At 67.4% G+C, this 11,758-nt stretch carries 11 protein-coding genes; 1 reads left to right on the forward strand and 10 read right to left on the reverse strand.

Annotated features, from left to right (window positions below):
- Positions 1–219 precede the first annotated feature (219 nt).
- Genes C7H84_RS25405 through phnS form a run of 7 tightly spaced genes read right to left on the reverse strand, consistent with a single transcriptional unit; the run spans position 220 to position 7,511 of the window.
- Positions 220–771 (reverse strand): phosphonate degradation HD-domain oxygenase, encoded by a 552-nt coding sequence (locus C7H84_RS25405; RefSeq protein WP_121861357.1) that lies wholly within the window; start codon positions 769–771, stop codon positions 220–222.
- A 4-nt stretch (positions 772–775) separates the two neighbouring features.
- Entirely contained in the window at positions 776–2,230 is a 1,455-nt protein-coding gene (phnY, locus tag C7H84_RS25410) for a phosphonoacetaldehyde dehydrogenase (RefSeq protein WP_121861358.1), read from the reverse strand.
- Entirely contained in the window at positions 2,227–3,537 is a 1,311-nt protein-coding gene (gene phnA, locus C7H84_RS25415) for a phosphonoacetate hydrolase (protein WP_121861359.1), read from the reverse strand. Before phnA ends, phnY begins: the two co-directional genes overlap by 4 nt.
- Entirely contained in the window at positions 3,534–4,394 is an 861-nt protein-coding gene (gene phnV / locus C7H84_RS25420) for a 2-aminoethylphosphonate ABC transport system, membrane component PhnV (protein WP_121861360.1), read from the reverse strand. Before phnV ends, phnA begins: the two co-directional genes overlap by 4 nt.
- On the reverse strand, positions 4,384–5,304 hold the full coding sequence (phnU, locus tag C7H84_RS25425; RefSeq protein ID WP_121861361.1) for a 2-aminoethylphosphonate ABC transporter permease subunit: 921 nt from the start codon (positions 5,302–5,304) through the stop codon (positions 4,384–4,386). The genes phnV and phnU overlap by 11 nt, the downstream gene beginning before the upstream one ends.
- Entirely contained in the window at positions 5,282–6,385 is a 1,104-nt protein-coding gene (gene phnT / locus C7H84_RS25430; RefSeq protein ID WP_162999362.1) for a 2-aminoethylphosphonate ABC transport system ATP-binding subunit PhnT, read from the reverse strand. Before phnT ends, phnU begins: the two co-directional genes overlap by 23 nt.
- Before the next feature lie 34 nt (positions 6,386–6,419).
- Entirely contained in the window at positions 6,420–7,511 is a 1,092-nt protein-coding gene (gene phnS, locus C7H84_RS25435; RefSeq protein ID WP_121861362.1) for a 2-aminoethylphosphonate ABC transporter substrate-binding protein, read from the reverse strand.
- 253 nt (positions 7,512–7,764) lie between these two features.
- Here phnS and C7H84_RS25440 point away from each other — a divergent pair, with 253 nt between their 5' ends.
- Entirely contained in the window at positions 7,765–8,874 is a 1,110-nt protein-coding gene (locus tag C7H84_RS25440) for a 2-aminoethylphosphonate--pyruvate transaminase (RefSeq protein ID WP_121861363.1), read from the forward strand.
- A gap of 102 nt (positions 8,875–8,976) precedes the next feature.
- Here C7H84_RS25440 and C7H84_RS25445 read toward each other — a convergent pair whose 3' ends face one another.
- From C7H84_RS25445 to aroQ, 3 genes are read right to left on the reverse strand one after another with little or no spacing between them, the layout of a single operon-like run.
- Positions 8,977–10,320 (reverse strand): MFS transporter, encoded by a 1,344-nt coding sequence (locus C7H84_RS25445; protein ID WP_121861364.1) that lies wholly within the window; start codon positions 10,318–10,320, stop codon positions 8,977–8,979.
- A gap of 45 nt (positions 10,321–10,365) precedes the next feature.
- The gene (locus C7H84_RS25450) at positions 10,366–11,220 is read right to left on the reverse strand and encodes a shikimate dehydrogenase (RefSeq protein ID WP_121861365.1); all 855 of its coding nucleotides are present in this window, start codon (positions 11,218–11,220) and stop codon (positions 10,366–10,368) included.
- The gene (aroQ, locus tag C7H84_RS25455; protein ID WP_121861366.1) at positions 11,217–11,672 is read right to left on the reverse strand and encodes a type II 3-dehydroquinate dehydratase; all 456 of its coding nucleotides are present in this window, start codon (positions 11,670–11,672) and stop codon (positions 11,217–11,219) included. The genes C7H84_RS25450 and aroQ overlap by 4 nt, the downstream gene beginning before the upstream one ends.
- Between the last annotated feature and the right edge of the window lie 86 nt (positions 11,673–11,758).

Below are 11,758 nucleotides of genomic sequence, written 5' to 3' on the forward strand. Positions count from 1 at the left end.
TGGGGTTCAACTCCGTGTGCGTCGGGGCTCTACAACCTGTCCCCAACATCACCACTTCCCTTCTTCCCTCGCGCCGCGTTTCCGTTAGCGCGAAAGAGGCGTGATTCTAAGCACCGTTCGCCCATCGCGCAAGGGGTTTTTCGAAAAAATTGAAGGCCCCGCACGCTGTCGCGTGCGGAGCCTTCTTCAATAGAGTAGAGAGTAGAGGCGCTCGAATCGTCAGGCCACACGCACCTGGCGCGCGACTATCTCCATATAGTGCTCGAGCCCGGGCGTCGCCTTGCCCGCTTCCTTCGCCGTATCGTCCCAGCGGCGCAGGCGCAGCGCATCTTCAGCGAACGGACGCTGAAGGAACGCCGCCGTCTCCTCTTCGCTGAAGATGCCGCCCTGCAGCGCGAGGCTGCGCACCGAATCCGGCGACAGGCTCTCGAAGTAGCCGGCGTCCGTGCGGCACAGACAACGCTTCGCGTCGACGTGCAGCCGGATCGGCTCCAGCACCGCATCATCGAATAGCGGTCGCAGGAACGGCAGCACGTAATACTGATGCAGATCGTCGATCCCGCGCGCGCTCGGCGTCTCGCCCTGCCGATTCAGCAGATGCCCGAGGTCGTGCAGGAATGCCGCCGCGACCAGCGCGTCGTCGGCACCCGCTTCCTCTGCGAGCAAGCCGCTCTGCAGCGCATGCTCCAGTTGCGTGACCGGTTCGCCGCTATAGGCAACGTGGCCATGCTCGCGATACAGCCCGTGAATCTCCTCTACCGTCAGAGCCATCCGCTTACTCCCAAGGCAGCGAAAAAGTCTTGAGGTTCGTGAAGCTCTTCATCGCTTCCTGAACGCCTTCTTTATAGCCGAGCCCGGAATCCTTGATCCCGCCGAACGGCGACAGTTCGATCCGGTATCCGGGCACCTCCCAGACATTTACCGTCCCGACCTTCAATTCGTTCACGAATCGCACGACCGCGGCCGTGCTGTCCGTGCAGACGCCCGACGACAACCCGAATGCCGTGCCATTGCTGATCCGGATCGCATCGTCGATGGTGTCGAACGTCATGACGGGCGAGACCGGGCCGAAGGTCTCCTCGCGCACGATCGTCATCGACGGATCGACATTGTCGAGCACGGTCGGCGCATAAAGTGCCCCGCGCCGCACGTTGCCGGTCAACAGGCGCGCACCCTGAGCGACCGCCTCGCCAACCCGTGCCTCGAACAGCCGCGCCGCCGCATCGTCGATCACCGTGCCCATTTCGTTCGCAGGATCGAACGGATCGCCGTACTTCCATGCGCGCGTCTTCTCGACGAGCAGCTCGGTGAACGCCGGCGCGATCGAGCGCTGCACCAGGATCCGCTTGACGGCCGTGCAGCGCTGCCCCGAGTTCCGGTACGAACCCAGCACGGCCAGCGATGCCGCACGCTCCAGATCGGCATCATCGAGCACGATCAGCGGATCGTTGCCGCCCAGCTCCAGCACGATGCGCCGGTAGCCGGCCCGCGCGGCGATCGCCTTGCCGATCGATACACCGCCCGTAAAGGTAATCAGCGACGCGTGCGGATGCGTGACGAGCTCGTCCGCGATTTCGCGCGGATCGCCGGTCAGCACCTGCAGCATCGGCTCGGGCAGGCCGGCCTCGTAGAGCAGGTCCGCCAGATAGAACGCCGACAGCGGCACCTTCTCCGACGGCTTCACGATCACGCGGTTATTGGTCGCGATCGCCGGCGCGATCTTGTGCGCGACCTGGTTCATCGGGTGATTGAACGGCGTGATCGCGACGATCACGCCGTCGAGCGGCTGGCGCTGTGAGAACACGCGCCGCGCCTTGCCGTGGGGTGTGAGGTCGCACGAGAAGCTCTGCGCGTCGTCGCGCAGCGCCTCGACCGACGCGAACTTCAGCACGTCGGCCACGCGGCCGATCTCGTAGCGCGAATCCTGCTTCGACAATCCCGATTCGAGCGTGATCAGGTCGGACGCTTCCTCGGTTCGCTCGCGCAGCAGCGCGGCCGCGCGCTCGAGGATCTGCGAACGCTCGTAACGCGTGAGCGCGGGCCGGTATGCCATCGCGTAGTCGAACGCGGCGCGCACGTCGTCGACGCTCGCCAGCGGTGCCGTCCCGACACGCGTGCCGGTGTACGGATCGCTGACGTCGAAGCTCCGTTCGCGCGCCGCGCGCGTACCGCACCAGCGCAGCGCCTCGGCGCGAAACGCCGGGTGATCCTGCCGGGGATGAGCCATCATGATGCGCTCCGGTTCAGCACGAAATCGAAGACGTCGAAATTGCGCGGTCGCCGCGCAGGGTCGCCCCGCTCGATCCGACGGTTGAACAGCAACGGCACTTCCTGCTCGGACACGCCGCCGTGCGAACGCAGCGGCACGGTCAGCCCGGACAGGTCGTGTTCGCGCTCGCGCGTGCCGAGCGTCATGTCGCGTCGCGCGATCACGACGAGGTCGCCGATCCGATCGGCCGGCAACTCGAAACGCGCGGCGGCTTCCGCGTTGTCGAGCACGAGTTCGACGCCGTCGAGCCCGCCGACGCGCCACATCGCTTCGGTGCGGTCGACATCCGGCGCCAGGTAGATGGTCGCGAACGAGCCGAGCGCACCGTGGTGCACGACGTACGGATCGGTGATCGGCAGGATCACGCGCGCGGCCCGCGCACCGAACCAGCCGTCGAACGCGTCCTGCAGATAGATCACATTCGGGCGGCCCGTGGCCGGATCGTGCTTCGCGTTCATCCCGTGGTCGGCCGTGAGCCCGATCGCCCAGCCGAGCGCGTCGAGCTGCGCGAGATAGCGGTCCATCATCGCGTAGAACGCGTTCGCGCCGGCACTGCCCGGCGCGCACTTGTGCTGCACGTAGTCGGTGGTCGACAGGTACATCAGATCGACCTGGCGCGTCTGCGCGAGCCGCACGCCGGCCGCGAACACGAATTCGGACAGCGCCGAGCTATATACGTCCGGTGACGGCAGGCCGACCCAGTCCAGCACGTCGACGATCCCGTTTTCCGCGAGATTCGCCTGCGCGGCCTTCTCGGCGGAGAAGCAGATGCCGTTCATCCGCCAGCCGAGCAGCCGCCGCAGCTTGTCCTTCGCGGTGACGACGGCCACCCGCGCGCCGGCGTCGGACGCCGCCGCGAGCAGCGTGCCGGCCCGCAGGTAGGCCGGGTCGTTCATCATGACTTCGGCGCCGCGACCGCCGTCGGCGGCCGGATCCCAGAAGTAGTTGCCGCAGATCCCGTGCACCGACGGCGGCACGCCGCAGACGATCGACAGGTTGTTCGGGTTGGTGAAGGTCGGCACGACGCAGTCGGCGCGCCACGCGGTGCCTTCCACGATCATCCGGCCGATGAACGGCGCGACGCCGGCTTCGACGGCCCGCTCGAGATAGTCGTACTCGCAGCCGTCGACGCAAACCACGACGGTCGGTTCGACCGGCAGCCGGTAGCGCCGGCCGTTGACGTCGACGGAACGTCCCGCGAGCGCCGTCGAACCGTTGCCCGCGGCCGGTTGCTCGCCGGGCAGCCGCAACGCGAACGCGGCGTTCACGATGCGGCCCGCTTGCCGCGCGGCACGCGCGCGGCGATCAGCAGCAGCGCCGCGAGCGACGCGCCGAGCATCAGCAGCGACAGCGCCGATGCGGGAAGGTAATAGCCGCGCTCCACCTGGCCGATCACGACGATCGGCACGGTCGCGAAACCCGGCGGATAGACGGTCAGCGTCGCGCCGAGCTCGCCGAGCGACAGCGCGAAGCCGAGCGCGAGGCTCGCGCGCAGCGCCGGCACGAGCTGCGGCAGCAGCACGCGGCGCAGCACCATCGCGGGCGGCGCACCGAGGCTCGCCGCCGCTTCGCGCAGCACGGTCAGTTCCGGACGCAGCGCGGCGGCCGCGCAGCGATAGCAGAACGGCAGAATCAGCGCGAGCTGCACGAACACGACGATCGCCGCGGAACTCGACAGGTCGAACGGCTTCTGGTGATACGCGATCAGCACCGCGAGCCCGAGCACGACGCTCGGCACGCCGTTCGGCACCATCACGAGCGCGTCGACGAGCGCACCGAGGCCACGCCGGTCGCGCCCTTCGAGCGCGAGTGCGAGCCACAGCCCGAGGATCGTGCCGATCGCCGACACGCCGAAGCCGATTTCGAGGCTGGTCAGCAGCGCGTCGTACTCCGGCGACCCGAGCCGCTCGAACCAGCGCAGGCTGTAGCCGGCCGGCAGAATCGTGCCCGACCATTGCGTCGACACGCTCGACAGCGCGACGACGACGACCGGCAGCACGAACAGCCAGAAGCACGCGAACGCGGCCAGCGCGAGCGCCGCACGCGACGCATGCTTGAGCACCGTGTCGCCCCAGCCGATCTGGTGGCGCGGCACGGCTTGCCCGATACGGAATTCAGCGGACATCGTTTCCTCCCGTCGCACGCCGGTTCACCCGGCGATAAACCGCATAGAGCGCCAGCGACAGCGCGAGCATCACGACCGCGCCGGCCGACGCGGTCGGCAGGTCGAGATCGACGGTCGCGCTGCTGTAGATCGCGACCGGCAATGTGACGAGCCGTGCGCTGCCGAGTACGAGCAGGATCCCGAACTCGTTCAGCGTCAGCAGGAAGCACAGCACGGTGCCGGCGGCGATGCCCGGCCACGCGATCGGCAGCACGACGCGGCGCGCGAGCATCCAGCCGGACGCACCGAGACTGCGCGCCGCTTCGACCAGACGCAGGTCCAGCGTCGCGAACGACGCGAGCGTCGGCCGCACGACGAACGGCGTATAGAACACGGTCTGCGCGAGAATCACGCCGCCGATGCCGAACAGAAAGTCGAGCGGCGGATTCTCGAGATGGAACAGGTGCTGCAGCGCAATGCTGATCGAGCCTTGCGAGCCGTACAGGAAGATCAGCGTGAACGCGACGAGGAACGACGGAAACGCGACGTACAGCTCCAGGAAGCGCGTGACGAGCGACGCGCCCGGGAACGGCCTGAAGAACAGCAGCGCAGCCAGCAGCACGCCGAGCACCGACGCGGTGCCGGCACTCGCGAACAGCACGCCGACGGTCGTCAGCAGCACGTTGCGCGTATCGGGGTTGCCGAAGAACGTGCGATACGCGGCGAAGCTCAACCCGTGGTCGCCGGTCACGCTCAGCAGCACGAGCCGCACGAGCGGATAGACGACGAGCGGGCCCAGCACGACGATCGCGAGTGCCGCGAGGTGCAGGTCGCCCATGCGCTTGCGGCGCCGCGCGGCGGCCGCATGCGCGGCGGCCGACGCGAGCACGTGCGGCGGCACGCCGGCTTCAGGGCTCGATAAGGACGACATCGTCTGCCTCGCAATGCAGGGACACGCGCGCACCGCGCTCGGGAGCCGCGCCGCGGCCGCGTTGCATCGTCACGCGCACGGGTTCGTCGGGCGCCGCGTCGATCACGACCGCGATCGACAAATCCGCGCCCTGCCATTCGACGGACGACACCGTGCCGTGCAGCCCGCCCGCGGCAAGCGGCATCACGGTCAGACGCTCGGGGCGCACGCACGCGACCTTGCCGCGCACGTCGTGACGCGGATCGCCAAGCGGGAAGATCACGTGCGGCGGCAACAGGTTGGCCGGGCCGAGATAGCGCGCGACGTAGCCGTCCCGCGGCGCGTCGTACAGCTGCTGCGGCGTGCCGAGCTGCGCGATGTGGCCGTCGCGCATCAGCAGCGCGCGATCGGACAGCACGAGTGCGTCGTCGCGATCGTGCGTCACGCAGACGACGGTCAGGTTCGGCAGCCGCTCGTGCAGCGCCTTCAGTTCGCTGCGCACCGACGCGCGCAGGTTGGCGTCGAGCGCCGAGAGCGGCTCGTCGAGCAGCAGCACGTCGGGCTCGATCACGAGCGCGCGGGCCAGCGCGACGCGCTGCTGCATCCCGCCCGACAGCTGCGCGGGCAGGTGGTGGCCGGCATCGCCGAGCTGCACGAGCTTCAGCGCGTCGGCGACGCGGCGCGTCACTTCCGACGACGCCATGCCGCGCGCACGCAGCCCGAATGCGACGTTCTCGAACACCGACAGGTGCGGGAACAGCGCGTAATTCTGGAACAGCAGACCGAGATTGCGCTTGTGCGGCGGCGCATAGGTCAGGTCGCGTCCGGCCACGGTCAGCGTGCCGGTCAGGCCGTCGGCCTTCACGAACCCGGCGATGAAGCGCAGCAGCGTGGTCTTGCCGCAGCCGCTCTTGCCGAGCACGGTCAGAAATTCACCGGCGCCGATCGACAGCGACAGATCTTCCAGCACCGTGCGTGCGCCGTAGCGCACGCTCAGGTGTTCGATCTGCACGCCGCCCGGCGCGCCGGACCGCAGCGTTGCACGCGGCTCGGCGGCGCCGAATGCGCCGGGATGGGTCAGGGTGGTATCCACCGGGTTCATCCTCTTGCTCACTAATACAGGCGGCGTGCGCCGCTCACTTCGGCTTGACGACGTCGAGCTGCTTGCCCGAACTGCCGATCACGTCCTTCTTCCAGCGCTCGATCCACTCCGGCTTCTTCGCCATCACCTGGTTCCAGTCGACCGGAATCAGCTTCACGCCCGCGATCGCCTTCTTCACCGCTTCGCCGTTCTTGCCGGCCAGCGGCACGTCGGTGCGGCCCGGGATGCCGTACATATCGGGCACCTTCGACTGCACTTCCGTCGACATCAGGTAGTCGATCAGCTTCTTGCCGACGTCCTGGTTCGGGCCGCTCTTGATCAGGCCGATGCCGTACGGCAGCTGGAACGTGGTCGGCTGGTCGCCGGCCTTCGCGGCCAGGAAGATCGGCTTGACGGACAGCGCGCCGTGCTCGGCATCGTCGAGGTCCATCTGCAGGTCGCCGTTCGCGACGCTGATTTCGTTACGCGACAGCAGCACGTTCAGGTAGCCGGTGCCCTTCGTGTGGAATTTCACGCTCTGCGACAGCTTCGCGAGGTAGTCGAACGCCTTGTCCTCGCCCATCAGCGCGGTCGTGAGGATCAGCACGGCCATCCCGTCGCCGGCGGTCGCCGGGTTCGAGTACGCGACCTTGCCGGCATAGTTCGGCGACAGCAGGTCGGCGAACGTCTTCGGCTGGTTCTTCACGACGTCCGGATTGATCGCGAACGAGAAGTAGTTGTTCACGAACGTCGCCCACGTGCCGTCTTCCGCCTTCGCGATCGCCGGCACGTTCTTGTAGTTGATGCTCTGGTACGCCTGCAGCAGGCCCATCTGGCCGGCTTGCTGAATGAACGGCGGCAGCGTGACGATCACGTCCGCCTTCGGCGAATTTTTCTCGATGTTCGCGCGGTTGACGACCTCGCCGCTGCCCGCCGTCACGATGTTGACCTTGACGCCTTCCTTCTTTTCGAACGCCGGCAGCACATCGCGATAGAGGTTCTCGAGACCGTCCGCCGTGTACAGCACGACCGCGTTCGCCGCATGCGCGGGCAGCGCCACGCCTTGCAGCAGACCGGCGGCGCAGGCGGCCAGCGCGAGCTTGCGGAACGCGCCGGCAGCGGCGCGCGAGGAATTCTGCAGTGTCATCTCACTTCTCCGTAGGCGGAACACCAGGCGGCCGGTGCACGATCCGGCTCGCTTCAGTCGAACGGGCCGACAACCGGCCGCGTCGCTGCCGCGCTGCAGGTGGTTTCGCGCGGCAAGCGAAGGATCACAGCGTTCGATGACAACCCCGTGACGAGTGCCACAATTTCCAAAAAATGACACATTTTGCCAATATCATGCAAGTCATTCAGAAATGCCGCCCCGGCGTTTCGTCCGACCTTTGCTGGAGAAAACCATGCCCGCCCCGATCCTCCTCACGCCCGGCCCGCTCACCACGTCCGCCACAACACGCCACGCAATGCAACACGACTGGGGCTCGTGGGACGCCGCGTTCAATCAATTGACGGCGAGCGTCTGCGCGGATCTCGTCACGATCGCGCACGGCGGGGACGAGTACGTGTGCGTGCCGATGCAGGGCAGCGGCACGTTTTCGGTCGAAGCCGCGCTCGGCACGCTGGTGCCACGCGACGGCGTCGTGCTGGTGCCCGACAACGGCGCGTATTGCGCGCGCATCCTGAAGATCCTGGGCCGGCTTGGCATCGACGCGATCGCGCTGCCGTTCGGCGAAGATGCCGCGGTCGATCCGGCGGCGGTCGAAGCCGCGTTCGGGCGCGAGCCGCGCATCACGCACGTCGCGCTGGTGCACCTGGAAACTAGCGCCGGCATCCTGAATCCGCTCGACGCGATCGCGGCCGCGTGCCGGCGGCACGGCAAGCGGCTGATCGTCGACGCGATGAGTTCGTTCGGCGCGCTGCCGATCGCGCTGGCGGACAGCGGAATCGACGCGCTGATCTCGGCGAGCGGCAAATGCCTGGAAGGGGTGCCGGGGATGGGCTTCGCGATCGTGCGGCGCGACGCGCTCGACGCGTGCGAAGGCAACTCGCCGTCGCTCGCGCTCGATCTGCACGATCAGTACGCGTACCTGCGCAAGACGGGCCAGTGGCGCTTCACGCCGCCCACCCACGTGATCGCCGCGCTGCGTGCGGCGCTCGACGCGTACCTGGCCGAAGGCGGCCAGCCCGCGCGGGGCGCGCGCTATGCGGAGAACTGCCGGACGCTCGTCGAATCGATGCGCGCACTCGGCTTCGTGCCGTTCCTCGACGCCGACGTGCAGGCGCCCGTGATCGTCACGTTCCATGCGCCCGACCATCCGGAGTACGATTTCCGCCGCTTCTATGACGCGGTGCGCGATGCGGGCTTCATTCTGTATCCGGGCAAGCTGACGCAGCTGGAAACGTTTCGCGTCGGCTGCATCGGCGCGATCGATGCGGGCGACATCCGGCGAGCGGTCGCGGCGATCGCCCAGGCGCTCGAATCGCTCGGGATTGCGATGCAGCGGGTGTGAGCGTTCACCCGCAACGCCGCGCGCGAATCGTTGCTGGAAACAAAAAGCCCGGCGACCCACAGGCCGCCGGGCGAACGCACCGAGAGTGCGTGGAGCCGATGCTTACAGTTCGATCCGCTTGATGTCGCCGACCACGAAGATGTAAGACAGCGCGCCGATCAGCGCGATCACGCCGATGAACACCAGCGCGCCGACGAACGAGCCGGTCGAGGCGACGATGAAGCCGACGACGAGCGGCGTGATGATCCCCGCGAGGTTCGCCGCGAAGTTGAAGATGCCGCCCGTCACGCCGAGCAGGCCGTCCGGCGCGATGTCGGACACGAGCGTCCAGCCGAGCGCGGCCATCCCTTGCGCGAAGAACGCCACGGACATGATCGCGATCACGGCTTCGTTGCTCTGCACGTAGTTCGCGAGAATGATCGTCGACGCGAGCAGCAGGCCCGCGATGATCGGCAGCTTGCGTGCGAGGTTCGCCGATTTGCCGCGACGCAGCAGCCAGTCGGAGAAGATCCCGCCGAACATCACGCCGACCGACGCGGCGATGAACGGCATCACCGCGAAGAAGCCGATCTTCAGCCAGCCCATGTGGCGCTCGGTCGCGAGATAGGTCGGGAACCAGGTCAGGAAGAACACGAGCGTCGAGTTGCCGGCGAACTGGCCGAGGCAGATGCCTGCGAGCTGGCGCTTCTTCACCAGCTGGCCGACCATCGACCAGCTGAACTGGGCCTGTGCCGGCTTGTCGCCCTTGCCAGCGTCCTTGCGCGCACCGTGCACCAGACCGCCGCCCGCTTCGATGTACGCGAGCTCTTCGGAGTTCGCGGCCGGATGGTTGCGCGGCTCGTGATAGAACTTCCACCAGACAAGGCCGAACACGATGCCGACCGCGCCGACCACCCAGAACAGCGAGCGCCAGCCGAACGCGCCCATCAGCGCGAACAGCACGGGGCTGAAGAACGCGAGGCCGATGTACTCGCCCACCGTATAGGTGCCGGTCGCCATCGCGCGTTCGTTCTGCGGGAACCACGTCGCGACGACGCGGCTGTTGGTCGGGAAGCACGGCGCCTCCGTCACGCCGAGGCCGAGCCGGCACGCGAGCAGCGTCGCGACACCGGGTACGAAGCCTTGCAGCAGCGTGCACAGCGACCACAGCGTCATCGACCAGTAATAGGTGACCTTGCTGCCGAAGCGGTCGAGAAACAGGCCGCCCGGCACCTGCATCGCGACGTACGTCCACGAGAACGCGGAGAACATGATGCCCATCACCGCCGCGTTGATGCCGAGCTCCTTGGTGAGCTGCGGCGCAGCCACCCCCAGCACGGTGCGGTCGAGATAGTTGATCATCGTGCCGATCGCGAGCAGCGCAAGAATCTTGTAGCGCGCCGATGTCCGCCGGACCGTGCCGGCAGCCTGAGCCGGCGCGGCGTTGGTGTGGGTGGTGTGCTGCATGGTTGGTTGTCTCCTGGTCTCTTTTTCCAGCTAATAGGTAGAAAGTCAGCGCGCGACGAGCGACTGAAAGTGCTCGAACATCCGCTCGTCGTCCGGCGTGCGGCCGGTGAAGATCTCGAACGCATCGACGGCCTGGTACACGGCCATCCCGCCGCCCGGCAGCGTCGCGCAGCCGGCCGCACGTGCCGCGCGGACCAGTTCGGTTTCGAGCGGGAAATACACGATGTCGGCGACCCACATTCCGGCATGGAGCAGCTCGGCCGGCAGCGGCAGGCCCGGGTGCTTGACCATGCCGGTCGGCGTTGCGTGGATCAGGCCGGTTGCGGCCTTCACCGCGACCGCGAGATCGTCGCCGGCCGCGACCCGCGCTGCCGGAAAGCGCTGCTGCAGTTCGCCCGCGAGCGTGACGGCACGCGTGCGGTCGACATCGAAAATCGTCAGTTCGGCCGCGCCCATCTGCAGCGCAGCATGCGCGACGGCCGCGCCTGCGCCGCCCGCGCCGAGCTGCACGACGCGCTCGAGCGATGCGTCCGGCAAACCGCGGCGGAACGATTTCGCGAAGCCCGACCAGTCGGTGTTGTGGCCGATCCGCTTGCCGTCCTTGAACAACACGGTGTTCACCGCACCGAGCGCGCGCGCGTCGTCCGACAGTTCATCGAGGTGCTCGATCACGCGCTGCTTGCACGGATGCGTGATGTTCAGGCCGTTGAAGCCCATCCGCTGCGCGGCATCGAGCAGTTCGGGCAGCGCGTCGGCGGTCAGTCCGAGCACATCGAGATCGATGCGGCGATAGACGTAGCCGAAGCCCTGACGGAATCCTTCTTCCTCATGCATCGCGGGCGACAGCGAAGCGCCGATGCCCTGGCCGATCAGGCCGATCAGAAACGACGGGCGGCTCATTGTGCGGCTCGCTGCGCAAACAGGGTCGCCAGGCGCTGCAGCGCGAACACGTAGCCTTCGGTGCCGCAGCCGCAGATCACGGCTTCGGCGATGGCCGCTATATACGAGTGGTGGCGGAATGCCTCGCGGCGGTGCACATTGGAAATGTGCACCTCGATCACGGGCTTCGCGATCGCGGACAGCGCGTCGGCCAGCGCGACCGACGTGTGCGTATAGGCAGCCGGGTTGATCACGATGCCGTGCGTGTCGTGACGCGCGGCATGCAGCCAGTCGATCAGCTGGTGCTCGGCGTTCGACTGGTGGAAGTCGATCTCCAGACCGAGCCCCTCGGCTGCCTTACGGCAACGCTGCTCGACGTCCGCGAGGGTTTCCGCGCCGTAGATATGGGGTTCGCGGGTTCCCAGCAGATTGAGATTCGGGCCGTTCAGCACCAGCACCTTGTGTTTACTCATGACGATTTCTGCTCCAAAAACGGGGGCGCAGCCTTACCGGCTTGCGCCCCGTGACAATCAGGATGTGGCGCTAGTGTGCGCCGGCA

Source organism: Burkholderia sp. Nafp2/4-1b (assembly GCF_003635165.1).
In the GTDB taxonomy this organism is placed as follows: domain Bacteria; phylum Pseudomonadota; class Gammaproteobacteria; order Burkholderiales; family Burkholderiaceae; genus Burkholderia.